We start from the raw sequence: 24,678 nt of genomic DNA, 5'->3' as shown, positions 1-24,678 counted from the left end.
ATTAGGGTGTATCGGGGACGGCGTCAAGCGATTCCGGCGGTTTCGTGCTGTCCATTTCCGGCCAGATGCGGGAAAAGAATTCATCAGCGGCCCGGCTGGCGGTGATCTGGCCCTCGGAAACCTGCGCGGAAAGCGCCTGCATCAGGGTGCGCGCGCGGGGCTCGGTCAGGCGCGCCAGAAGTGTCTGGCGCACTTCTTCTTCGAACCAGTGGCGGGCCTGGGCGGCGCGACTGGCCTGCCAATGACCCTGCGCGCGGCGCCACTCGACCAGATGGCATATCTCGGCCCAGGCCGTGTCAAGGCCCGACACGTCCAGCGCGGACACTGTCATTGCCTTCGGGAATCCTTCGGGGTCCTGTGGGCGGCGGCGCAGCAAGCGCAGGGCGCCTGCGTAATCGGCGCAGGTGCGCTGTGCTGCGGGCTTCAGATCGCCATCTGCCTTGTTGACCAGAATGATGTCCGCCGCTTCCATGATGCCGCGCTTGACCCCTTGCAACTCATCCCCGCCCGCAGGGGCCAGCAGCAGCAAAAACACATCCGACAGGTCCGCAACCACAGTTTCGGATTGGCCGACGCCCACAGTTTCGATCAAGATGACATCAAATGCCGCCGCTTCGCATAGGGCCACGGCGTCGCGCGTGCGCCGCGCGACCCCCCCCAGATGGGTCCGGCTGGGGCTAGGGCGAATAAACGCCAGGGGGCTGCGCGACAGCTGCTCCATGCGTGTCTTGTCCCCCAGAATGGACCCGCCTGTGCGCTTGCTGGACGGGTCAACCGCCAGCACCGCCACTTTCAGGCCCTGCGCGACCAGCATCAGGCCAAAACTTTCGATTAAGGTCGATTTGCCCACCCCGGGCGTGCCCGACAACCCGATGCGGATTGATTCCCGGCCCGCGCGGGCCAGCCTGTCCAACAACTCGGCCGCCTGCGCGCGGTGTTCAGGGCGCGTGCTTTCCACCAGTGTGATTGCGCGCGCCAGCGCCCTGCGTTCGCCCCGCTGCACTGCATCGGCCAAGATTGCGACATCCATCTGCGCCCCCCGTTTCCTTGTTGCCGCCCCAGATGGCCCGCATGCACCCTGTTTGTCCAGCCCTGCCGCCAGCGCCCGCGCGCGTGGGGCGTTGCATGAGGGGCATGAATGACGGCATAACGCCCCTATGCGACTGCCGATAGATGACATCCTGCCCACGCTGACCACGACCCTTGCCAAAGCGGGGCGCGTCGTGCTGCAAGCCCCGCCCGGCGCGGGAAAGACAACGCGTGTCCCCCTTGCGCTGCGCGATCAGGTCAAGGGGCGCATTGTCATGCTGGAACCGCGCAGGCTGGCGGCGCGTGCGGCCGCCGAACATATGGCCCAACTGCTGGGGGAACCTGTGGGCCAACAGGTGGGGTACCGCATTCGCGGCGAGTCGGTTGTCACCCGCGACACCCGCATAGAAGTGGTGACCGAAGGCATCCTGACGCGCATGTTGCAAAACGACCCTGAACTCGCGGGCGTCGGTGCGGTTATTTTTGACGAATTCCATGAACGCTCCGTCAATGCCGATCTGGGGTTGGCGCTGACATGGGAAATGCGCGACGCGCTGCGCCCTGACCTGAATGTGGTTGTCATGTCCGCCACGCTGGATGCCGCACCTGTGGCGGCAATGCTGGATGATGCGCCGGTGCTGACCGCGCAGGGGCGCGCCTATCCCGTTGAAACCCGCTGGCTGGACAGGCCCCTTGCCAAAGGCGTGCGGTTTGAACGTGCCGCCGCCGACCTGATTGCCCATGCCCTGCACACTGAAACCGGATCAGTGCTGGTATTCTTGCCGGGTGAAGGGGAAATCCGGCGCGTGGCCACAGCCCTTGCCCCCGATCTGCCCGCTGATACCAGCCTGCACCCGCTCTACGGGGCATTGCCGTTTTCGCAACAGCGCGCTGCGCTATTGCCCGCCAGAACAGGGCGCAAACTGGTATTGGCCACGGCAATTGCCGAAACATCGCTGACCATCGAAGGGGTGCGCGTGGTGGTCGATTGCGGCTTGGCACGGCGCGCGCGGTTTGATCCCGGCAGCGGCATGTCGCGGCTGGTGACCGAACGCGTCACCCGCGCCGAAGCCGACCAGCGGCGCGGGCGCGCGGGGCGCATGGAAGCAGGCGTGTGCTTTCGCATGTGGGCGCGCGCCGAAGAAGGGGCGCTGCACGCCTTCGCCCCGCCTGAAATCGAACGCGCGGATCTGGCGGCGCTGGCGCTTGATCTGGCCCTTTGGGGCAGTGATGCGGGCTTGCGGTTCCTGACCCCGCCGCCAGCGGGCGCATTGGCCGAAGCGCGCGCGCTGCTGGCGGGGCTTGGCGCACTGGACACGGCGCAACGCATTACGGCCCATGGGCGCGACATGGCCGCCCTGCCCCTGCACCCCCGTCTGGCGCATATGCTGCTGCGCGCGGGCCGCGATGCCGCGCCCATGGCTGCGCTGATGTCGGAACGCGATATTCTGCACTCCGCCCCCGCAGATCTGGCCCTGCGGCTGGAGGCACTTCAGAACCCGCGCCGCTTTGCAGATACACGGCCCTATGCCATCCACCACGCCACCCTTGCGCGCGTCAAGGAAGAAGCCCGGCGACTGGCGCGGCTGGTCCCCGACAGTGCGGGGGGGTATTCCAGCGCGGATATGGCCGCGCTTGCCTATCCCGACCGTATCGGGTTGCGGCGCAAGGGCAGTGATCCGCGCTATGTGCTGGCCGGGGGCAAGGGCGCTGTGCTGGACGCCAGCGACGGGCTGGCGCAATCGCGGCTTCTGGTCGTCACCGACACCGACGGCAACCCCCGCGAAGCCCGGATCAGGCAGGCCATTCCATGGACGCAAAGCGCGCTGCGCCAGCTTTTTGCGGACAGCATGTCTTGGCGACAGGTTTGCGAATGGTCCCGGCGCCATCAGCGCATTGAAGCGCGCGAACAGGAATGCTTCGGGGCGCTGGTGCTGGCGGACCGCCACTGGCACACTGTGCCCCCTGAAGCTGTGGTATCTGCCGCTTGCACGGGGCTGCGCGATATCGGCTTGGCGCTGTCAGACGGCGCAAGGCGGTTCATCGCGCGTGTCGAATTGCTGCGCGCACAGGGGCTGGACCTGCCCGACATGTCGGACGCGGCGCTGCTGATGGGCTTGGAGCACTGGCTTGGCCCCTACCTGACACAGTGCCGCACAGCCGATGACCTGCGCAGTCTGGACCCCCTGCCCGCGCTGCGCGCCATGCTGGACTGGGGCCAGATGCAACAGCTTGACACCTTGGCGCCCGCGCATTTCACAACACCTTTGGGCAACAAGGTCGCCATTGATTACAGCGGCGATGCGCCGGAAATTCAGGTCCGGTTGCAGGAAATGTTCGGCCTTGCCGACCATCCCGCGATTGGCCCCAAACGCGCGCCGCTGCGTGTGGTGTTGCTGTCGCCTGCCCGCAGGCCCGTGCAAGTGACCATGGACCTGCCCGGCTTCTGGGCCAACAGCTACGGGGATGTGCGCAAGGACATGCGCGGCCAGTATCCCAGACACCCCTGGCCAGAAGACCCGCTGGCCGCCAGCCCCACCTTGCGCGCCAGCCCCCGCCGCCAAGGGTGACCGGCAGGACCGCCCCACCAACATATGCACCTTGCGCAAGCCGGGCTTGCATGCAGACGGCTTGTTCTGCGCTGCAGCATGCCCCATCTTCGTATCAAGACACCCGTATGACCCGCCAAAAAAGGAGCATATCATGCAAACGCTGCTTACCCGTATCCAGACCCGCTTGCGCAAACGCGCGGCCTATGCCCGCACAGTCAGCGAAATTCGCAATATGCCGCTGAATGTCGCAATCGATCTGGACATCTACAAACCCGATGCGCGCAAGATTGCCGCGCAGGCGGTCTACGGCCAATAAGCCCCCTTGGCGCATGTCGCGTTCATTCGCTATCGCGCTACATACCCCAACTTATTGATGTCGCAGGTTCGAGAAGCACAAAACCGGTTCCCACTTTTGCACAACCTGCTTTAGCGCGGGTATTTGGCCGCCAGCGCAGCCGTAATGGCAGGGGACACGAAATTCGACACATCCCCCCCCAAACGCGCGATTTCCTTGACCAGCTTGGACGCAATGGCCTGATGGCGGGCCTCTGCCATCAGAAACACTGTTTCAATGCTGGCATCCATCGCGCGGTTCATGCCAACCATCTGGAATTCGTATTCAAAATCCGTGACGGCGCGCAAACCGCGAATGATGATCTGCGCGCCCACATCGCGGGCGCAGTCAATCAGCAGGTTTTCAAACGGATGGGCCACAATCTCGACGCCGCTTTGGGCGCTAAGGGTCCGAACCTCCGCCTCGATCATGGCGACGCGCTCATCCAGTGTGAATAACGGGCCTTTGTCCCGGTTTATCGCAACACCGATCACCAGCCTGTCAACAAGCTGCGTCGCGCGCGTGATAATGTCGATATGTCCCTTGGTCAAAGGATCGAAAGTGCCAGGATAAAGACCGATCCGCATTGCGCGCCCCCTTCACATCTTCAAGGGAACGCAACAATATTGCGCAGGAATATGCAACCCTTGGCGGCCCGAAAAAGGCGCTAGTATCCCATGATCATGCCAGTCAGGGCGTCTTTTTCCAGTTCCAGCTCCGACATGCGCGCAGCAACCACATCGCCAATGGAAATCAGGCCCAGCATCTGATCGCCGTCCATCACCGGAATGTGGCGAAAACGCTTCGCGGTCATGGTCTGCAACACCAGATCGGCGCTGTCCTCGGCCTTGCACCCATAGACATTGCGGGTCATCACATCATCAACCTTGTCCGACAGGCACCCTGCCCCGCGTTTGCCCAACTCGCGCACGATGTCGCGTTCCGACACAATGCCCGCAACCGTCTTGCCATCGGGCGACACGACAAGCGCACCAATGCGGTTTTCACTCAGGACGCGGGCAACCTCGGACAGGGACGCCCCCAAGCCTATTGTCATAACCGATTGGCTTTCCTTGTTTCTCAGAATTTGACTTACCAGCATGCGCACACCCTCCCCTTGGCTGAAGCAGGGGTGCCAGAACAACTTTCAGCCCCCTGTTGAAGGGTCCGACATTGCAGGGCCATCTGTCAAGTCGCCTGATCACTGCGGCGCGGCAAAAACGCAGGCGCACCCCGCGCTGCCATCCGCGGCGCTGTCCGGGCAGCCGACAGGCCTGCCCCGCCATGAGTGCCCCCTCGATGGGGGCCGAATGGCGCCCCCCCCCCTCACAGATACCGCACGGGACCGGCATCCTCGCCACGCACCAGCCGCGCGTGTTCCTGAATCGCGAAACGGTCGGTCATGCCAGACACATAATCGGCAACGATGCGCGCAAGCTCCGTTTCGGACTGCGCCGCATCCACATCGCGGCGCCACTCCGTGGGCAGGTGGCGGGGCTGTTCCATGAACAGCGGAAACAGGTCGCGCACAACGCCTGTAACCTGCATGCGCATCGCCACGACGGACGGCGCGCGATACATGCGCGTGAACAGAAACTGCCGGATCACCTTCAATTCCCGAAACAGCCGGTCCGAAAACCGGATGATCGTCAGGTTCAGGTCGCGTATGTCCTGTGCGGACTGCAAATCTGCCGGTCCCAGCCGCGTGCCCGCCACCAGCAGCACATCTTCCACCATCACCCCGAACACACGGCGCAAGGCTTCATGTCTGCGCCGCATCGGTTCCAGTCCGGGATACAACCTGTCCACGTCCCTGAAGGCCGGGCCGGTTATGGGCAATTCCATCAGATCGTTTTCCGTAAACAGCCCCGAGCGCAACCCGTCATGCAAATCATGGTGGTTATAGGCAATATCATCGGCAATCGCGGCCACCTGCGCTTCGGCACTGGCATAGCCGTGTAGCTCCAGATCGAACAGGGCGTTACATTCCACCAACGCATAGGGCAGCGCATCGCCCTTCAGGGGGGCGCCGCGCGCGTCAGCTACAGGGCCGTTATGCTTGGCAATGCCTTCCAGTGTTTCCCATGTCAGGTTCAGCCCGTCGAAATCTGCGTAATGCCGCTCCAGCCGGGTGACAATGCGCAGGGCTTGGGCATTGTGGTCGAACCCGCCATAGGGCGCCATCAGATCGCACAGCGCATCTTCGCCGGTATGGCCAAAGGGCGGATGGCCCAGATCATGGGCCAGGGCAATCGCCTCGGCCAGTTCGGTATTCAGCCCCAACGCCCCGGCAAGGGTGCGCGCGACTTGCGCCACCTCAATGGAATGGGTCAGGCGGGTGCGGTAGTAATCGCCCTCATGCTCGATGAACACTTGCGTCTTGTGTTTCAGCCGCCGGAACGCGCTGGAATGGATAATCCTGTCGCGGTCGCGCTGGAACGGGGACCGGAAGGTGCTCATCGCCTCGCAGAAGCGCCGCCCGCGCGACTGGTCGGGTTGTGTCGCATATGGTTTCAGCATCTGTTATCCTCGCCACCTTGTCGGGACTGCTGGCAATGGCTATATCTAACCAAAGTCATCGGAATTATGACATCACCAAAGGACGCCCATGACCCTGACCCTGCCCCCCCGCGTAAGTGACCGCGCCTTTGCCCGTCTGGCCGAAATCGCGCAAGACACAGGCGAGGTCAAGGCCCTGCGTGTCGCCGTCGACGGTGGCGGCTGTTCGGGCTTTCAATATGACATCCGCTTTGATGACCCCGCCGAAGATGACCTTGTGCTGGAAAAAAGCGGTCACAAAGTTCTGATTGACCCGGTGTCGCTGCCCTTTCTGGAAAACGCCGTCATCGACTTCTCCGAGGAATTGATCGGGGCGCGGTTTGTTATCAACAACCCCAATGCCTCGTCCAGCTGCGGCTGCGGGATCAGCTTTTCCATGTAACAGGGCGCAACACGGGCGCGTGCCGCCTTGCGCAACAGCATAACACGAAGTTTAACGCCCCAAATGTCGGCCAATGGTTGACCATACCCCCCCACTGCCCCAAAGCTTGCACCAAGAAGTTAATGCGTGGGAGGCATTTTTGAAACCTGAAGCCATAACAGCCAGCTATCGTCGCTGGGCACCGATCTATGATATGACGTTCGGGCGCATCACCAACACTGGGCGCAGACATGCCACCAAGGTTGCCAACAAAACCGGCGGCAAGGTTCTGGAGGTGGGCGTAGGCACCGGACTTGCCCTTCCGTTCTATGATCCATCGCTGGATGTCACCGGCATTGATTTTTCCGAAGACATGCTGACCCGCGCCCGCGCCAAGGTTGCAGAAGAAAACCTGAACCATGTCCGCGAACTGCGCCAGATGGACGCACGCAAACTGGATTTCCCAGATGCCAGCTTCGATATCATTGTTGCGATGCACCTGATTTCAGTTGTGCCAGACCCCGAGAAGGTGATGGCCGAAATGGCCCGCGTGTGCAAACCCGGCGGCCAAATCCTGCTGGTCAACCATTTCGCCCGCGACGATGGCTGGCTGGCATGGCTGGAACGCAAATTCGCCCCGTTTGCGGACTATATGGGCTGGCATTCAAACTTCCCCAAGGATCGCGTGATGGGTGAACAAGCCCTGAATCTGGTCGAAGAAACACCTCTCACACGGTTGGGCGTCTTCACCTTCCTGCGTATGGAAAAAACCGCCTGAGCACAGGCGCGACAGCCCGCATCGCCCCGCGCAGCGCCTCCCGCGCCTTGGGCGCGCGCCGCCCGACAAGGCGCGCCAATGGTCGCGCGGGCAGCTTGCGGGCTTGCCCCGCCCCCCTGTTCTGACCTAAACCCATGCCCAACACAAAGGGCCGGATCAGAATGAGCGATATAACACAATCCAGCGACACCCGCGCGAAGTCCAGAAACATTGGGGCATTGCACGGCCTGTGGCCTTTCATGCGCCCCTATCGCGGCTTGCTTGCGGCGGCGCTGCTGGCGCTGGTTGCAACCGCAACAATCATGCTGATGCTGCCACTGGCCGTGCGGCGCGTGGTGGACGGGTTCGAAGCGCGCGAAATGGAATTGCTGAACCAGTATTTCGGCGCCGCGCTGGGGCTGGCGGTGCTGCTCGCCATCGGAACGGGCCTGCGCTACTATCTGGTCACCCGGTTGGGCGAACGCATTGTGGCGGATATCCGCAAGGCGCTGTTTGCCCGCGTCATTGACCGCAGCCCGGCATTTTACGAACGCATCATGACCGGCGAGGTGCTCTCTCGGCTGACCACGGACACCACGCTTATTCAGTCGGTCATTGGCTCCTCCGTGTCGATCGCGCTGCGCAATGCCCTGATGTTGCTGGGCGGGTTGGTCCTGCTGGGGCTGACATCTGCCAAACTGACGGGGTTCGTGCTGCTGATGGTGCCCGCCATCATTGTGCCCATTGTCGTCATGGGGCGCAAACTGCGCAGCCTCAGCCGCGAGAATCAGGACTGGATTGCCGCCAGTTCCGGCAATGCCTCGGAAGCGTTGCTGTCCGTGCAGACAGTTCAGGCCAACACCCATGAAGCGGCCAGCCGTGCCGCCTTCGACCGCGTGACCGAAATCAGCTTCGATGTGGCGCGCAAACGCATCCTGACCCGTGCCGTGCTGACAGTCATCGTTATCTTTCTGGTCTTCGCTGGCATTCTGGGCACGCTTTGGGTCGGCGCGCGTGATGTATCGGCAGGCGTCATGACGCCGGGTGAACTGGCGCAATTCGTAATCTACGCGGTCATCGTCGCGGGGTCTGTTGGGGCATTGTCGGAAATCTGGTCGGAATTGCAGCGCGCCGCAGGGGCCACAGAACGCCTTGTCGAACTGCTCACGGCCATCGACACCATTCAGGACCCTGCCACCCCTGTGCCCCTGCCCCGCCCCACCCGTGGCGAGGTGCGCTTTGAAAACGTCACGTTCCACTACCCCACGCGTCCGGGCCAACAGGCGCTGCAAAATGTCTCTCTGACCATCGCCGCCGGTGAAACTGTGGCACTGGTCGGCCCGTCTGGTGCGGGAAAAACCACCATCTTGCAGCTGCTTTTGCGCTTCTATGATCCCGCCAGCGGGAAAATCCGCATCGATGGCCAGAACCTGCGCGACATGGCCCGCGCGGATTTCCGCCGCGCGCTGGCATTGGTGCCTCAGGACCCGGTCATTTTCGCCACCTCCGCGATGGACAATATCCGCTTCGGTCGTCCCGGTGCGTCCGACAGCGAAGTGATTGCTGCCGCCAAAGCCGCGAATGCCGATGACTTCCTCAACCGCCTGCCCGACGGCTACCTGACCGAACTTGGCGAACGCGGCGTCATGCTGTCGGGGGGGCAAAAACAGCGCATCGCCATCGCCCGCGCCATCCTGCGCGACGCCCCCATCTTGCTGCTGGACGAAGCCACCAGCGCCCTTGACGCCGAATCCGAAGCCGCAGTGCAACGCGCGGTAGATCACCTGTCACGCGACCGCACCACCATCGTCATTGCCCACCGGCTGGCCACAGTCAAACAGGCCAACCGCATCATCGTCTTTGACGAAGGGCGCATCGCAGCAACCGGCACGCATGATGAACTGGTGGCTGAAGGCGGGCTGTATGCACGTCTGGCGCGGCTGCAATTCACCGCCGAACGCGCCGCCTAAGCAGCGCGCGGCCCGCACCCCGCCCTGCCCGCCCAAAGCGTGTTGCGCAAAGGTGGAACCCGGTTTTGCGCAAAAATACATGCGCCAACATAAGGTTCAAGCGTGTCGCGTGCCGCCTGCGCACCCACCACACCCCCGCTTTTCATTCTGGCAAAAATATCCAAAAAACCTGTGTGTCAGGCGCAAAGCCCTATTCAAACTTGCGCCGTATCGCACGCACCATCGCCCATACACCCAGCACGACAACCGGCACCAGCGCGGCCATTGTCCAGGGCTTTGACAGGCCCAAAGGCTCTGTCACCGGCAAGGCCAGATACGCCACCAGATTGACCGCGTAATAGCTTATCGCCACCACCGACAACCCCTCCACTGTGTGTTGCAGGCGCAATTGCATATCGGCGCGCCGGTCCATGCTTTCCAGCAAGCGCTGGTTCTGGGCGGACCTCTCCACATCCACGCGTGAGCGCAGCAATTGCCCCGCGCGCATGGCCCGCTCGGCCAGCCGTGTCAGCCGCGCTTCCGTCGATTTGACAGTGCGCATGGCGGGGTCATAACGGCGGGTCATGAATTCGCGCAGCGACTGGCGCCCCTCAAAACGCTCTTCGCGCAGCACCTCGATGCGCTGGTGCACCAGCGCCTCATAGGCCCCTGTCGCGGCAAAGCGAAACGCGCTTTCCACCATCATATTTTCCAATTCGCTGGAAATACGCAACAGCGCCTCCAGCGTTTCATCCGATCCGGTGCCGGGCGTGTTCATCGCGCGTGACAACTGCGTCAACTGGTCATCCAGCCCCCCCATTTGCGACGACAGCGACCGCGCCCGCAGCAGGCCCAGCATGGATATGGTCTTATAGGTCTCGATCTCGCACAGGCGTTGCAAAATGCGCCCTACACGCCGCCCGCCGGTGCCGGGTTTGACAAACACCGCCATGCGGATATGGCCTGCGCGGTCAATGCGGAAATCACTGGCAATCACGGCGGTTCCATCCAGCACACAGGCCGCAGCAAGGCTTTCTGGCACGAACCAGTCCTGCAGCTTTGCCGTCATTTCGGCGCGGTCTTCGGGCATGGTTTCAATCTGGAACAGGATTGATGTCAGCCGCGCCCCCGGGGCCTGTTCCAGCCAGTCCTCGGCGAAAACATCAAAACTGGCGGGGTCGAAGGGGCGTTTGGGCAGGCCCTGCTCGAACGCGGTATAGGTTACGAATTCCGTATGGCTTTCCCATTTCAGATGGTGGCGGCCAATATCGGCGGAATGATGCGTGGCTTCGGGCGCAGGATGGCCCGCGCCGTGCCGGTCCAGCAGCGCCAGCAAATGCGCGCGGTCCTTGTCGCGGTCGCGCTTGGCCGCGCCGGTATCGGGCTTGACGGCCAGAAACACCGCGACACCGGGCGGCACAACCTTGGTTGCAGGGCGCGCATGCAGTTCATTGACAAGCGCATAGCGGTGCAGGTGGTCGGCAATGGGGGGCATAGGGACCTCGGGAAGCGCGCGCGGGTTGGGGTGGATGAGAGGTCAGGATAAGCCACTGGCGCAAAATGAAAACGCCCCAATTCAGCACACCATTGCACACTTGTATTTTCGCCACAAAGGGGGGGCAGGTCAGAAACAATGCTTGAGGCGCGCAAGGCAGAGGAGTCCGCTTTGCGGACAAAACTGCCTGTCACCCGATAAGAGTTTTCTCGAAATAAACGCGGTTGAAGCCACCTTCAGCTCGGCGATCCACCTCGACATATCCGAGTTTTAGGTAGATCATCAGGTTCTCTGTCATTTTCTCGTTTGTATAAAGGTGAACGGCACGCTTGCCGCTTGCCAGTGCCTTGTTCTCGCAAAAATCAATAAGCGACTTACCCACCCCGCAGCCTGCTGCGCTTGGCAGCACGGCAACGTTCTCCAGAAGAATATGTTCGTTCTCGGCATAAAACACTATGAATCCCTGAAAATCGCCTTCGCTATTCGTGGACACGTAAACCTGACCGGCTCTGATCTGAATTGCGAAATCAGCGATCATAGGCGCGGGTTTGCGCCCAATCAAAGGCACATAGCGGGCGTATGCTAGTTCGGCGCATTCTTGGATTTCTTGTTCATCGCTGGCGATGGCTTGGCGGATCATGGCACACCCCTTGCGTCGACGTGGTGTTATTATGCGCCGAAACATCCGCTGTCGCAATGACCGCAAAGGGCTCTTTCTCCCCGTCCCTCCCTCCCCCACGCGCAGCGCCCGTCCGCAGGGGGGGCGCTCCGGACGGTTTGGCTTGGCAGTTTATGCTGCGGCCTACTCCGACAGTTCCAAAATGTGCAGCGGGGAATAGCGCCCGCCCTTGGGGGCGGACGGGCGCTGCGCGGCGGCCTGCGGCCTTGGTTCCGCGCGAAGGGGGCGGGGGCAACCCTCCGCCCCTACGCCCATGAAAAAACCCCGGCCTTGCAGCCGGGGTTTTCCATGCCTCAGCACGCCATAGATCAGTCAATCATCGGCAGCAGGCTGTCCACCGACGCTTTCGCATCGCCATAGAACATCCGTGTATTGTCCTTGTAGAATAACGGGTTTTCAATGCCCGAATAGCCGGTCCCCTGCCCGCGTTTGGACACGAAGACCTGTTTGGCCTTCCAGACTTCCAGAACCGGCATGCCGGCAATGGGGCTGTTGGGGTCTTCCTGGGCGGCGGGGTTCACAATGTCATTGGACCCGATAACAATCACCACATCCGTGGATGGGAAGTCGTCATTGATCTCATCCATCTCCAGCACGATGTCATAGGGCACCTTGGCTTCTGCCAGCAGCACGTTCATATGCCCCGGCAAACGCCCCGCAACAGGGTGAATGGCGAAGCGGACATTCTTGCCCTTGGCGCGCAGTTTGCGGGTCAGTTCCGACACGCTTTGCTGGGCCTGCGCCACGGCCATGCCGTAACCCGGAACAATCACCACGCTGTCGGCTTCATTCAGGGCTGCTGCCACGCCGCCTGCGTCAATGGCCACCTGCTCGCCCTCAACCTCCATCTGCGGGCCGGACACGCCGCCGAAGCCGCCAAGGATAACGCTCACGAAGCTGCGGTTCATGGCCTTGCACATGATGTAGGACAGGATTGCCCCCGAGGAGCCCACAAGCGCGCCCACCACGATCAGCAATTCATTGCCAAGGCTGAAGCCAATAGCCGCCGCCGCCCAGCCCGAATAGCTGTTAAGCATGGACACCACCACTGGCATATCGGCCCCGCCAATGCCCATGATCAGATGATAGCCAATGAACAGCGCCAGCGCTGTCAACACCATCAGCATCAGGATCGACGCGCCCGCACTGTCGGCAAAGGCCAGATACAGCCCTGCAAACACAACCGACAGAATGGCCGCGCCCGCATTCAGCATATGACCGCCGGGCAATTGCTTGGCTGCCGTGTCCACTTTGCCCGCCAGCTTGCCATAGGCGATGATCGACCCGGTAAAGGTGACCGCACCAATCCAGATGCCCAGCATCACTTCAACCCGCAGAATGGTGATCTCGACTGCGGTTTTCTTGCCGATGATGGCCGCAAAATTGCTCAGGCCCTTCCACAGATCATAGGCGGCAACCGACATCAGCCCCTCGGGCTGCGGGAAGGGCAGATTTGCCGTGGCAAACACTTCGGCCACCCGCCCGATTTCCAGATGCGCGTTCAATCCCACCAGAACCGCCGCCAGACCGACCAGCGAATGCATGAAGGCCACAAGTTCGGGCATTTGGGTCATTTGAACGCGCGTGGCCAGCTGCCAGCCAACCAGACCACCGATTGCGATCAGAACGACTGTAAGCCCCCACATGCCCGAACCGGGACCAACCAGCATGGCCAGCACGGCCACGGTCATACCTGCGATGCCATACCAGATGGCGCGTTTCGCGCTTTCCTGCCCTGACAAACCGCCCAGCGACAAGACAAAGAGAACTGTCGCAACCGCATAGGCCGCAACTGTAAATCCGAAATCCATCTCTTATTTCCTCCTGCCGTCAGGACTTCTGGAACATGGCAAGCATGCGCCGTGTTACCATGAACCCACCAAAGATATTCACCGCCGCCATCAAAAGCGCCAGCGCCGCCAGAACCGTAATCAACCCCGAGGATGACCCGATCTGCAACAATGCCCCCACGATGATGATACTGGAAATCGCATTGGTCACCGCCATCAGGGGCGTGTGCAGCGAATGCGACACTTTCCAGATAACCTGAAAGCCCACGAAAACGGCCAGCACGAAAATGATGAAATTGCGCATGAAGGATTCGGGCGCGACCAACCCTACCGCCAGCACAAATGCAGCGCCGCCTGCCAGAAGCGCGACCTGCGTTTTGGTCTGCGATTTGAACGCCGCGATTTCATTCGCGCGCTTTTCCTCAGGCGTCAGTTCCTTGACCTTTTCCTTGGGTTTGGCGGCAATCGCCTTCACCTTGGGGGGCGGCGGCGGGAAGGTGATTTCCCCTGCATGGGTGACTGTGGCCCCGCGAATGACATCATCTTCCATGTTGTGGTTGATGACGCCGTCCTTGGCCGGTGTCAGGTCATGCAGCATGTGGCGAATATTCGTCGCATAAAGGGTCGATGATTGCGTGGCCATGCGCGACGGGAAATCCGTATACCCCACAATGATGACGCCATTTTCGGTCACAAGGCGTTCATCCGGCACTGTCAGGTCGCAATTGCCGCCCTTTTCGGCCGCAAGGTCGATGATGACGGAACCGGGCTTCATCATCTGGACCATATCTTCGGTCCACAATTTCGGCGCAGGGCGGCCCGGAATCAGCGCTGTGGTGATAACAATGTCCACATCGGGGGCCAGTTCGCGGAATTTTTCCAGCTGCTTTTCGCGGAATTCGGGGCTGGACGGGGCTGCATAGCCGCCTGTCGCCGCGCCATCCTGTGTTTCCTCGAAGTCAAGGAATACGAATTCCGCACCCATGGACTCGATCTGCTCGGCAACTTCGGGGCGCACGTCAAACGCCATGGTGATGGCCCCAAGGCTGGTCGATGTGCCAATGGCCGCAAGGCCCGCAACCCCCGCGCCCACGATCAGCACGCGCGCGGGCGGCACCTTGCCTGCCGCTGTCACCTGACCGGTGAAGAAACGGCCGAAATTGTTGCCCGCTTCAATAACCGCGCGGTAGCCTGCGATATTGGCCATGGAGGACAGCGCGTCCATTTTCTGCGCGCGTGAAATCCTGGGCACCATGTCCATGGCAATGGCTGTTGCGCCCTGATCCTTGGCTGCGGCCAGCAATTCCGCATTCTGGGCGGGCCAGAAGAAGGAAATCAGGGTCTGGCCCTGTTTCAGCCGCGTGATTTCATCCAGTTCAGGTTCGCGCACCTTGATGACGATGTCCACAGCATCTGTCAGGGCGGCAGCGTCCTTGACGACTGTCACACCGGCCTTTTCATAGACATCATCATTAAAGCCCGCCGCCACACCGGCACCGGATTGAACGAAGCATTCATGCCCCAGTTTCTGGATCTGCGCTGCGCTGTCTGGTGTCAGCGCGACACGCGCTTCACCTGATTTGATTTCCTTTAAGGCCCCGACTTTCACGCGCCGTCCCCCTTTCTTCAGGTTAACCGAATTATATGACCGCAAAATGCGTTCTTTTTGGCATCGCGCTTGCATACCCTGCGCAAGATTGTTTCACAAGCGGGCAATAATATTTGCCTAGTGCATACAAAAGCATACCAAACGAAAACACCCAAACGATCGCGCGCTTTTAAATTTTCATAAGATATTTCAATTTGTTAAGTCTATACCTTCAGGAACTTCGATCAGGCGCGACCAGTTGCCGCGACCGGCCTGCAGCGCCAATGGCGCCGGTTCGCGGGCATATATGCCGCGTCGCGGGACCTTTTGCCGCCCCGGACGAGGCTGCGCAGATGCTTGCGAAATGAATCGCAGGGATTGGCAACACCGCATCAAAGCAGGGTGTCAGGGGCAAAACTGCCTTGACCTTGGGGGGCGCAAACGGCACCCATACCCCACAACCGGAGGGACAGATGACAGATTTCACCGCGACCCGCGCCATGTTCGACCTGCCCGAAGGGGTGATCTATCTTGATGGCAATTCGCTTGGCCCCCTGCCGCGCGCCGTGTCCGAACGCGTGGCGCGCGCCATCACGGATGAATGGGGCCAGATGGTCATTACCGGCTGGAACCGCGCGGGCTGGATGGACCTGCCTGCGCGCGTGGGCGACCGCGTGGGCCGGTTGATCGGGGCACCTGCGGGCAGTGTCATCATGGGCGACACGCTATCGATCAAGGTGTATCAGGCGCTGGCCTCGGGGCTGGAATTGCGCGCTGATCGCCGCGTCATCCTGTCTGATACGGGAAATTTCCCGTCCGACCTGTATATGGCCGACGGGCTGTGCCGCACACTTGGGCCTGACTATCAGCTTAAAACCGTGGCACCGGAACTGGTCGAAAGCGCCATAGATGACACTGTTGCGGTGCTGATGGTCACCGAAGTGGATTACCGCACAGGGCGCAAGCATGACATGGCCCGCCTGATTGCGAAAGCGCATGCGCATGGCGCGCTGGTGGTCTGGGATCTGGCCCATTCGGCGGGCGCGATTCCCGTAGATGTGACTGCAGCAGATGCCGATTTCGCCGTGGGGTGCAGCTACAAATACCTGAATTCCGGTCCCGGCGGCCCTGCCTTCATCTATGTCGCGCCGCGTCTGACAGACAAGGTGCGCCCGGCCCTGTCGGGCTGGCTGGGCCATGAAGCGCCCTTTGCCTTCGATCTGGACTATCGCCCCGGCGCGGGCATTGAACGCATGCGGGTGGGCACGCCGCCCATTTTGCAACTGGTCGCCCTTGATGCGGCGCTGGACGTTTGGGACAGCGTCGATATGCAAGACCTGCGCGCACGGTCGCTGGAGTTGCAGCAGATATTCATTGACCATGTGGCGCATGGCTGTCCTGACCTGCCCTTGGCCTCGCCGGTGGACGGGGCGGCGCGCGGCTCTCAGGTCAGTTTTCACCATGCCGAAGGCTATGCCATTATTCAGGCCCTGATTGCCGAAGGCGTTATCGGGGATTTCCGCGCCCCTGATATTTTGCGCTTCGGGTTCACGCCGCTGTATCTGACCCCCGAAGATGTGGCCCGCGCTGCAGATATCCTGTGTACCATCATGCAAAACCGGACATGGGACAGGCCGGAATTCAAGACCCGCGCAAAAGTGACCTAAGCGGCAATACCCCGCGCGGGTTCCCATTGTTCTGCCGCATTTTGACAGTAAGGTGCCCCAAGCCGAACCCCAGACCACCACGACAGCCTTTCGCAAATGGACAGCAAAGTGCACGCGCCCCCTTCCCTTGTTTCCAGACTGATGCGCGGTGCGGCCCTGACAGGGGGCAGCTTCGTTCTGGCGCAGGGCATGCGCTTTGCCTCGAACCTGATCCTTGCGCGGCTGTTGTTTCCCGACGCGTTCGGGCTGATGGCGCTGGTCACCATGATCCTGTTTGGCCTGACCATGCTGTCAGATGCGGGGGTCCAGCAATCCATCATGCAAAACGCGCGCGGCGATGACCGGGACTTTCTGGACACAGCCTTCACGCTGAATGCGGCACGCGGGGGTATCTTGTGGGGGCTGACCTTCGTTTTGGCATGGCCGGTGGCGCTGGTCTATGATGCGCCGGAACTGGCCTATGTGCTGCCAGTGTGCGGGGTTTCACTGCTATTGGCAGGGCTGGCACCCACGCGCGTCTTCACGGCCGAACGACATATAAGGCTGGGCCGCGTCATGGTGGTGCAGCTCGCCTCTCAGGCGGCGGGTATTCTGGTGATGGTCGCGTTTGCGTGGGCGACCGGCAGCTACTGGGCCATGGTCTGGGGCACAGTCAGCGCGGCGGTGGTGAAACTGACGCTGGAATGGAGCGTCATCCCCGGCCCGCCCAACCGCCTGCGTTGGGAAAGGGGCGCCGCAAGCGACTTGTTGCGGTTTGGCGGCTGGATCATGATGTCCTCGGGCTTCGGGTTTTTGCTGGCGCAGGGGGACCGCGCCATTCTGGGCTATTTCTTTTCGCTGGCGGAACTGGGGTTATACAACATCGCGTGGTTTCTGGCGGCATTCCCAGTGCTGTTGATGCAGGCCCTGACCGAGAAGATGATAATTCCCGCCTATCGTGAAAGCTTCGCGGCAGGCAATGACCAAAACAGCGCGAAATTGCGGCGCATCCGCTACATGCTGACCGCTGGTGTGATGTCGATGCTGGCCGTGATGGCGCTGTTGGGACCAAAGCTGATAGGCCTGCTGTATGATGACCGCTATCAGATGGCTGGCGCGATGATTGTGCTGATAAGTTGCGCCCAACTGCTGCCGCTGATTAGCGCAACCTACCAGCACGCGGCCCTTGCGCGGGGTGAATCGCGGCGGTTTTTCATGCTGACCGCCTTTCGGGCCGTGACACAAAGTGCGCTGTTTCTGACGGGTTTTTTGTATTTCGGCCTGCCCGGTGCCTTGGCCGGTCAGGCGCTTTCGGCGGTTCTGGTCTATCCTGCGGTGGTGCGACTGGCCAGACATACCGGCGTCTGGGACCGGACCCATGACCTGGTCTTCATGGGTGTGGCGCTGTGCCTGATCACGCTGTCACTGTGGGTGCATCAGGACATTGTGATCACGCTGCATTAACCCGCCACCGCGGCGCTGATCTGCCGGGCAGGTTACGGAAAATAAACCTTCTTCATGCTTTGGTGTCCCGTAGATCAGCAAGAAGCGGTCGATTCGGAGCAGCGAAATGCGCAACCCCAGCAAGAATAAAGTGGCCCGGTGGCTGCAACGGCTGTCTGTGGGGCTGGCCCTTGGCATTTTTGGCAGCCTCCAGCCCACACAAACCATGGCGCGCGGCACTGCGCCGGCAGACCCGTCGCAACTGTGCATTGCTGCGGCACTTCAGGCCGCGCGAAACCATGATGTTCCTTTCGATGTGCTGCACAAAATCAGCCTTGTGGAAACCGGACGCCAGACCGCTGCAGGCATGACCCCGTGGCCATGGGCCGTGCATGCGACCGGGCGCGGCCATTGGCCCGCCACGCGCGACGGGGCGCGCGCGCTCATTCGCGCAGCGCTGGACGCCGGGCACAGCAATATCGACATCGGGTGTTTTCAGATCAATTACCATTGGCATGGCCAGAACTTCGCCGCGCTGGATATGATGCTGGACCCCACCCAGAACGCAAATTACGCAGCACAACTGTTGCAAGGCCACTTCCAGCGGCTTGGTTCCTGGACGGATGCGGTCGGCGCCTATCATTCCACCACGCCAGAACTTGCACAGCGCTATATCGCGCGGTTCAACAGCTTCGCCCCCGACAGCGCGGCCATTGCCAGCGCGTCCGGAACGCCCCAAAGGCCGCAAAGCCAGCAAACCACATATGCGCTTTTGCAATCGGGCGATGGCGGCGGGGCGATGGGGTCGCTTGTCTCCGGGTCCTTGCTACAAAGCACCCGCCCCTTCGTGGAAACAGGAAGACAACGTCCATGATCAACCTTGATGCGAAGGCCCTGTTCAGCCCGACAGTGTTGCTGGCCCTGGCGCTGATGGCGGTTATCGTCATGATGATCCTGCCTGTGCCCGCCTGGCTGCTGGACCTTGGGCTGGCAACATCATTTGCGCTGGCAATCCTGATGTTCACAGTCACGCTGTTCATCCAGCGCCCGCTTGATTTTTCAATCTTTCCAACAGTTCTTCTGGCCTCGCTCATGTTGCGGCTATCGCTGAACGTGTCCTCTACCAAACTTATCATCGGCGAGGGGCATACGGGCACCGGGGCTGCGGGCGGGGTCATTCAGGGCTTTGCCAGCTTCGTGATGGGCGGGTCTGTGTTCCTTGGGGTTGTCATCTTCCTGGTGCTGCTGATCGTGAACTTCATCGTCATCACCAAGGGCGCGGGCCGCATGGCCGAGGTGGGCGCGCGGTTCGCACTGGACGGGATGCCGGGCAAACAGCTGGCCATCGACAGCGACATGTCCGCAGGTGCCATCGACCACCAGGAAGCGAAACGCAGGCGCGAAACCGAACAGGCCGAAACAAACTTCTACGGGTCGCTGGACGGGGCGTCAAAATTCGTCAAAGGGGATGCTGTCGCGGGCTTGTTGATCACGCTTTTGAATATCGTCATGGGGCTGATCAACGGAACCATGATGCATGGCATGAGCCTGGGGTCCGCCTTTGAAACCTATGCCATCCTGACCGTGGGCGACGGGCTGGTGTCGCAAATCCCTGCTGTCATTATCTCGATCGCGGCCGCCCTTTTGCTGGCGCGTGGCGGGGCGAACGGGGCCACCGATAGTGCACTTTTCGAACAATTGGGCCGCTACCCTTCGGCTTTGGCGACAGTGGGCATGCTGATGGCACTGTTCGCCTTTGTTCCCGGCCTGCCCTTTGTGCCCTTTGTCCTTGGAGCAACAGCGCTGCTTGGGCTTGCATGGATGGCCCAACAGGCGCAGGCGCGCGCGCGCGAAGACGCGGCCCGCCCCGCCACCCTGTCCGAACCCACGCCCGAACGCATGCTGGGCGATGATCTGGATGTGGACGAAATTCATGTCCAGTTCGCCCCCGATCTGGTGCCCATGGTGCTGGACCCCGGCATTGGTCTGGATGCGCGCATTTCGTCCATCCGGTCGCATATTGCCCGCAATTTCGGGCTGATCCTGCCTGAAATCCGCCTGACCGATGACGCCACCCTGCCCGCTGGCAGCTATGCAATCTTGATCCACGGTGTCGAACAGGCCCGCGACCGGTTGCGCCCGGGCAAAGTGCTGGCCCTCGTGCAGGACGGAACCACGTTCGAGTTGCAGGGCGAGGATGTGCGCGAACCCGTCTACAAGGCCCCTGCCCGCTGGATCGATGCCAGCCATCAGGAAGATGCGGCCCTTGGCGGCACCACTGTCGTCAACCCGACCGAGGTTCTGGCCACCCATTTGCTGGAAGTCCTGAAGGCCAATTTTGGCCGTTTGCTGAATTTCAAAAGCCTGAATCGTATTCTGGATGAAATGACGCGCCTGTCAGATGCATCGCGCGCAGAAGCCAACAAGCGCCTGCTCAATGACCTGATCCCGGACAAGGTGCCTGTGGAATTGCTGCTGGCGGTGCTGCGGCTGCTGCTGGAAGAGCGCGTCTCCATCCGCAACCTGCCCCTGATTCTGGAAGCCATAGCCGAAGTGCGCGGCGCGCTTCACGGGCCGGAATCGGTGTGCGAACATGTCCGCCAACGCCTTGGGTTCCAGCTTGTCGCCCCACTTAAACGCGGGGATGGCACGCTGCCCCTGATCCAGCTTGCCCCGGATTGGGAAGACATCTTCACCACCTATCAACTGATCGGCGATCATGGCGCATCCGATGTCGCCCTCCCCCCCGAGGATTTTGCACGCCTGACCGACCGCGTGGCCGAAAAACTGGGCATTCTGGCACAAAACGGCGAAAGCCCCGCGCTTGTCACATCTGCGCACCGGCGGCGTTTCCTGCGCACTGTCCTGACTGCAAAAGGGCTGGTCACGCCCGTTCTGTCCTATGAGGAAATCGGACTGGAAGCGCGCCCTGCCCTTCTGGGGACAATCACCGCATGACGCCTGACATCTTCGACACGCTTTCCGCCACATTTGAAACGCTGATGCCGCAGTTCCTGATCGGGTTTGGCGTTTTTTTGCGGGTGGGGGCAATGATGGCGCTGATGCCAGCTTTTGGCGAAACGGTCATTCCCATGCGCGTGCGGCTGGTGGCGGCCATGGCCTTTACGCTGATCATCACGCCTGCTGTGGGTACCGACCTGCCGCAACTGCGTGGCGGCCCTGTTCCCTTGGTCACCCTTATCGCGGCAGAGGGGCTGGCGGGGCTCGCGCTTGGTGTCGGGCTGCGCATGTTTGTCATCGCATTGCAAACCGCTGGCACCATCGCAGGGCAGGCCACATCCCTGTCGCAATTTTTCGGCGGCGCGGGCGTGGACCCCCAGCCTGCCATGTCGCAAATCCTTGTCATGGCGGGGCTGACGCTGGCAGTCATCAACGGGTTGCATGTGCGGCTGGCGGAATTTCTGATCCTGTCCTACAGCTTCTTTCCGCCGGGCCGGTTTCCGGATGCGGGCAGTCTAGGCGAGTGGGGCACAACGCAAGTCGCGCGCGCCTTCACGCTGGCCTTCACATTGTCGATGCCCTTTGTCATTTTGTCAGTGCTGTATAATGTGGCGCTTGGGGCCATCAACAAGGCGATGCCGCAATTGATGGTCGCCTTTGTGGGTGCGCCGGCAATCACCTTTGCGGGCCTTGCGCTGCTGTTTTTATCGGCGCCCATGTTGCTTCCGGTCTGGCAGGCGGGGTTTGAAAGCTACCTTCGTGACCCCACAGGCCCCCCCCCATGAGCGAAGAAGACGAAAGCGGCGAAAAGGAATTCGAGGCCACCGAACAGAAGCTGGCCGAACAACGCCGCAAGGGCGAAGTGCCCCGTTCGACCGATCTGAACACCGCTGCGGCGTTTTTTGGCCTGCTGCTGGGCGCCTTGGCGTTTGGTCAGGTGTCAATGACGCGCTTTGGTGAAATTGGCGTGGTCCTGCTGGAACAGTCCGACCGGATGTCAGGACTGTTGGTGCAGCAGTCGCGCGCTTTGGTGGGCGGGCTGATTGGCCATGTGGCCCTTGCGGCGCTGCCCTTGCTGGCGGTCCCGTTCCTTATTGTCTGGGCCATGCTGTTTGCCCAGCGCGTCGTCATCTTCGCCCCTGAAAAGCTGACACCCAAAGCATCGCGCATATCCCTGATCGCAAATGCGAAAAACAAGTTCGGCCGCAGCGGGCTGTTCGAATTCGCCAAAAGCGCTGTGAAACTGGCCGTGATTTCAACTGTCTTGTGGTTTTTCCTGATGCATAACCTGCCGCTTATTCTGGGCAGCATCTACCTGACACCAGCCTTGGCGACAGTCGAACTTCTGGGGTTGGTCGTGCGGTTCCTGACGCTGGTTTTCGTGGTCAAACTTTTGATCGGTGGGGTCGACTTCTTCTGGCAGCGCGCCGAACATCTGCGCCGCAACCGGATGTCGCACAAGGAAATGTTTGATGAGATGAAACAATCCGAAGGGGACCCCTACGCCAAGGGCGAACGGCGCAGGCGCGGGCGCGAAATTGCCAGCAGCCATATGCTCGATGCCGTCCCCGACGCCAGTGTGGTGATTGTCAACCCCACGCATTACGCAGTTGCACTGAAATGGTCGCCACAATCACCGGGGGCGCCGGTTTGCGTGGCAAAAGGGGTGGATGAAATCGCGCTGCGCATTCGTGAACGCGCGACTGAAGCGGGTGTTCCCATCCATTCGGACCCTGTAACCGCACGCGCCCTGTTCGCCAGCATCGAGATTGACCAAGAAGTGCAGGCCGAACATTATGCAGCCGTCGCCGCCGCCATCCGGTTTGCCGACACCATGCGCGCGAAAGCACGCAAAGGGCGCTGGTCATGACCCGCGACACCCGTTTGACACGCCTTCAGGCCCTTGCGCAAATGATCCGCGACAGGGATCTGGCGCGCTTGCAAAAGTTGGCAATGGCGCGAAACGACACCCGCGACCGGGTGCAGGCCCTGTCAAAACCCGTTCCCGTTGTGGAAGATCCCGCGCTTTTCACGGCCCGCCAGTTGCACGCGAAATGGGCCGTGGAGCAGCGCATGCAACTGAACCGCACCTTGGCCCACCAAACCGCGCGCCTGATCGAACAGCGCGACAAAGCTGCCCGAAGCCTTGGGCGGGCAGATGCCCTTGCGCAATTGTGCAAGGGCAAAACAGGCAGTGGCACAGCGCGCAAACCCTGAGTGCAGATCTGCATCCCGTGTCAGGGCGTAACCCATTCGCCAGCGCGCATCAGCGCGACAGCGCTGCCATCAGTATGCAGCCCGTCAACATCCATCTGGCCAGACCCGATCATCCAGTCCACATGGATCAGGCTTTCATTGCCGCCACGTGCTGAAATTTCGTCCTTGCTCAGCCCGTCCCCCCCCTCAAAACAAGAGGCGTAGCATTGTCCCATCGCAATATGCGATGCCGCATTCTCATCAAACAAGGTGTTGAAAAACAAATGCCCGCTTTGGGACACGGGCGAGCTGTGGGGAACCAGCGCCACCTCCCCCAACCTCGCGGCGCCGTCATCCGTGCCCAGCATGTCGCGCAGCACATCACCCCCACGCGCGGCGCGGGCTTCAACTGCGCGCCCTGCCTCAAATCGCATTTCAATCCCGTCGATCAGGCTGCCGTGATGCGACAAGGGTTTTGTGGCGCGCACATATCCGTCCACGCGCGCGGCATGGGGGGTTGTGAACACTTCTTCGGTGGGAATATTGGGGTTGCAGCGCACCCCGTTGCGCGCCAGGGACGCCCCGCCCTGCCAGAAATGCCCCTGCGCCAACCCCACGCGCAGGTCGGTTCCTGGCGCCGTGAAATGCAGGCTGTCGAACCGGGCGGAATTCAGCATCTGGCACCGCCGCGCCAGATTTTCGTTATGGGCAGCCCAGGCCGCCACCGGGTCAGGCTGGTCAAGCCGCGCGGTCAAGCGGATTGCCTGCGCCAGCAGGTCGAACGCTGCTTCAGGCGCGTGGTCAGGAAACATGCGCTGTGCCCAATCCAGCGTTGGGCAGGGGATAATTGACCAGTTAATGTGAAACCCCGCAATCGGGGCCAGCGCGGGACGGTATGCAGCGGCATTCGCGCGGTTTGCGCGCCCCACTTTTGACGCATCTTCCTGCGCCAGCAAAAACGGGTCCTCGCCCACCAGTGCCAGACGTGCCGCCCCGTTTTCATAGGCCGTGGCCATGCCCTTATACAACCACTCCGGCGCGGCGTCGAAACTGGCATCATGACCGTGCTGAAACCGCGCCAGTGTCATGTCACGGTCACTTATCAGCGCCGTCACCAGCCCCGCCCCCGCACGATAGGCTTCTGCGGTGATGGCGCGCGCCAGTGGAAGCGCGGATGTGGGGGTCGTCATCACCAGGTCTTGTCCGGGCTGCAGGTTCAACCCCACATGCACCGCCAGTCGGGCTAGGCCGTCCAGCAAGGCCGGATCGGCCCCCATATGGGGGTGGGTCGATGAATGGAGGGATGGGGCGTCATGCATCATGATCTGGACCTTCGCGT

General features: G+C 61.4%; 21 protein-coding genes. 12 read left to right on the top strand and 9 right to left on the bottom strand.

All coding sequences use genetic code 11. The features are described 5' to 3' along the window. Position 1 precedes the first annotated feature (1 nt). Complete coding sequence (meaB, locus tag ACTZWY_RS00945) at positions 2–1,030, bottom strand: methylmalonyl Co-A mutase-associated GTPase MeaB (protein WP_444788789.1); 1,029 nt, start codon at positions 1,028–1,030, stop codon at positions 2–4. A 127-nt stretch (positions 1,031–1,157) separates the two neighbouring features. On the opposite strand from meaB, the gene hrpB reads away from it, so the two are divergent. Together hrpB and ACTZWY_RS00935 are read left to right on the top strand one after the other, a co-directional pair. Continuing rightward, entirely contained in the window at positions 1,158–3,599 is a 2,442-nt protein-coding gene (hrpB, locus tag ACTZWY_RS00940) for an ATP-dependent helicase HrpB (RefSeq protein ID WP_444788788.1), read from the top strand. Between the two features lie 133 nt (positions 3,600–3,732). Further along, positions 3,733–3,897: a hypothetical protein gene (locus ACTZWY_RS00935; protein ID WP_444788787.1), complete on the top strand. Its 165-nt coding sequence runs from the start codon at positions 3,733–3,735 to the stop codon at positions 3,895–3,897. 110 nt (positions 3,898–4,007) lie between these two features. Here the strand turns inward: ACTZWY_RS00935 and coaD are convergent, their stop codons facing one another. From coaD to ACTZWY_RS00920, 3 genes are all read right to left on the bottom strand, one after another. Next, a complete protein-coding gene (coaD, locus tag ACTZWY_RS00930; protein ID WP_444788786.1) occupies positions 4,008–4,502 on the bottom strand; it encodes a pantetheine-phosphate adenylyltransferase in 495 nt (164 codons plus the stop codon). 80 nt (positions 4,503–4,582) lie between these two features. Then, positions 4,583–5,017 (bottom strand): CBS domain-containing protein, encoded by a 435-nt coding sequence (locus tag ACTZWY_RS00925; protein WP_444788785.1) that lies wholly within the window; start codon positions 5,015–5,017, stop codon positions 4,583–4,585. Between the two features lie 224 nt (positions 5,018–5,241). Then, on the bottom strand, positions 5,242–6,435 hold the full coding sequence (locus tag ACTZWY_RS00920) for a deoxyguanosinetriphosphate triphosphohydrolase (protein WP_444788784.1): 1,194 nt from the start codon (positions 6,433–6,435) through the stop codon (positions 5,242–5,244). Positions 6,436–6,529: 94 nt separating this feature from the next. Here ACTZWY_RS00920 and ACTZWY_RS00915 point away from each other — a divergent pair, with 94 nt between their 5' ends. The 3 genes from ACTZWY_RS00915 (at position 6,530) to ACTZWY_RS00905 (ending at position 9,562) form a co-directional block, all read left to right on the top strand. Next, positions 6,530–6,856, top strand: a complete 327-nt coding sequence (locus tag ACTZWY_RS00915) for a HesB/IscA family protein (RefSeq protein ID WP_444788853.1) — start codon at positions 6,530–6,532, stop codon at positions 6,854–6,856. A 139-nt stretch (positions 6,857–6,995) separates the two neighbouring features. Then, on the top strand, positions 6,996–7,613 hold the full coding sequence (locus ACTZWY_RS00910) for a class I SAM-dependent methyltransferase (protein ID WP_444788783.1): 618 nt from the start codon (positions 6,996–6,998) through the stop codon (positions 7,611–7,613). Positions 7,614–7,774: 161 nt separating this feature from the next. Beyond that, positions 7,775–9,562 (top strand): ABC transporter transmembrane domain-containing protein, encoded by a 1,788-nt coding sequence (locus ACTZWY_RS00905; RefSeq protein WP_444788782.1) that lies wholly within the window; start codon positions 7,775–7,777, stop codon positions 9,560–9,562. 190 nt (positions 9,563–9,752) lie between these two features. On the opposite strand, the gene ACTZWY_RS00900 is transcribed toward ACTZWY_RS00905, so the two are convergent. The 4 genes from ACTZWY_RS00900 to ACTZWY_RS00885 form a co-directional block, all read right to left on the bottom strand. Further along, positions 9,753–11,036, bottom strand: coding sequence for a DUF3422 family protein (locus tag ACTZWY_RS00900; RefSeq protein WP_444788781.1), 1,284 nt, complete (start codon positions 11,034–11,036; stop codon positions 9,753–9,755). Positions 11,037–11,226: 190 nt separating this feature from the next. Beyond that, a complete protein-coding gene (locus tag ACTZWY_RS00895; protein ID WP_444788780.1) occupies positions 11,227–11,676 on the bottom strand; it encodes a GNAT family N-acetyltransferase in 450 nt (149 codons plus the stop codon). A 347-nt stretch (positions 11,677–12,023) separates the two neighbouring features. Beyond that, positions 12,024–13,526 carry an NAD(P)(+) transhydrogenase (Re/Si-specific) subunit beta gene (locus ACTZWY_RS00890; protein WP_444788779.1) on the bottom strand — a complete coding sequence of 501 codons (1,503 nt, stop codon included), beginning with the start codon at positions 13,524–13,526 and terminating at the stop codon, positions 12,024–12,026. A gap of 19 nt (positions 13,527–13,545) precedes the next feature. Further along, positions 13,546–15,114 carry a Re/Si-specific NAD(P)(+) transhydrogenase subunit alpha gene (locus ACTZWY_RS00885; RefSeq protein WP_444788778.1) on the bottom strand — a complete coding sequence of 523 codons (1,569 nt, stop codon included), beginning with the start codon at positions 15,112–15,114 and terminating at the stop codon, positions 13,546–13,548. Between the two features lie 452 nt (positions 15,115–15,566). Here ACTZWY_RS00885 and kynU point away from each other — a divergent pair, with 452 nt between their 5' ends. The 7 genes from kynU (at position 15,567) to ACTZWY_RS00850 (ending at position 23,360) form a co-directional block, all read left to right on the top strand. Continuing rightward, positions 15,567–16,760 (top strand): kynureninase, encoded by a 1,194-nt coding sequence (kynU, locus tag ACTZWY_RS00880; protein ID WP_444788777.1) that lies wholly within the window; start codon positions 15,567–15,569, stop codon positions 16,758–16,760. Positions 16,761–16,868: 108 nt separating this feature from the next. Then, positions 16,869–18,203: an oligosaccharide flippase family protein gene (locus ACTZWY_RS00875; protein WP_444788776.1), complete on the top strand. Its 1,335-nt coding sequence runs from the start codon at positions 16,869–16,871 to the stop codon at positions 18,201–18,203. A gap of 106 nt (positions 18,204–18,309) precedes the next feature. Then, entirely contained in the window at positions 18,310–19,056 is a 747-nt protein-coding gene (locus ACTZWY_RS00870; protein WP_444788775.1) for a transglycosylase SLT domain-containing protein, read from the top strand. Further along, positions 19,053–21,140, top strand: a complete 2,088-nt coding sequence (gene flhA, locus ACTZWY_RS00865; protein WP_444788774.1) for a flagellar biosynthesis protein FlhA — start codon at positions 19,053–19,055, stop codon at positions 21,138–21,140. Before ACTZWY_RS00870 ends, flhA begins: the two co-directional genes overlap by 4 nt. Continuing rightward, the gene (locus ACTZWY_RS00860; protein WP_444788773.1) at positions 21,137–21,928 is read left to right on the top strand and encodes a flagellar biosynthetic protein FliR; all 792 of its coding nucleotides are present in this window, start codon (positions 21,137–21,139) and stop codon (positions 21,926–21,928) included. The genes flhA and ACTZWY_RS00860 overlap by 4 nt, the downstream gene beginning before the upstream one ends. Beyond that, positions 21,925–23,013, top strand: coding sequence for an EscU/YscU/HrcU family type III secretion system export apparatus switch protein (locus ACTZWY_RS00855; protein WP_444788772.1), 1,089 nt, complete (start codon positions 21,925–21,927; stop codon positions 23,011–23,013). Before ACTZWY_RS00860 ends, ACTZWY_RS00855 begins: the two co-directional genes overlap by 4 nt. After that, a complete protein-coding gene (locus ACTZWY_RS00850; RefSeq protein WP_444788771.1) occupies positions 23,010–23,360 on the top strand; it encodes a hypothetical protein in 351 nt (116 codons plus the stop codon). The genes ACTZWY_RS00855 and ACTZWY_RS00850 overlap by 4 nt, the downstream gene beginning before the upstream one ends. Positions 23,361–23,380: 20 nt before the next feature. Here the strand turns inward: ACTZWY_RS00850 and ACTZWY_RS00845 are convergent, their stop codons facing one another. Then, positions 23,381–24,661: an aminopeptidase gene (locus tag ACTZWY_RS00845; protein WP_444788770.1), complete on the bottom strand. Its 1,281-nt coding sequence runs from the start codon at positions 24,659–24,661 to the stop codon at positions 23,381–23,383. Positions 24,662–24,678 lie beyond the last annotated feature (17 nt).

The sequence above is a fragment of the Roseinatronobacter sp. NSM genome (genome assembly GCF_052379845.1).
Classification (GTDB): Bacteria; Pseudomonadota; Alphaproteobacteria; order Rhodobacterales; family Rhodobacteraceae; genus Roseinatronobacter.
This window is presented reverse-complemented; position numbering and strand designations above follow the sequence as displayed.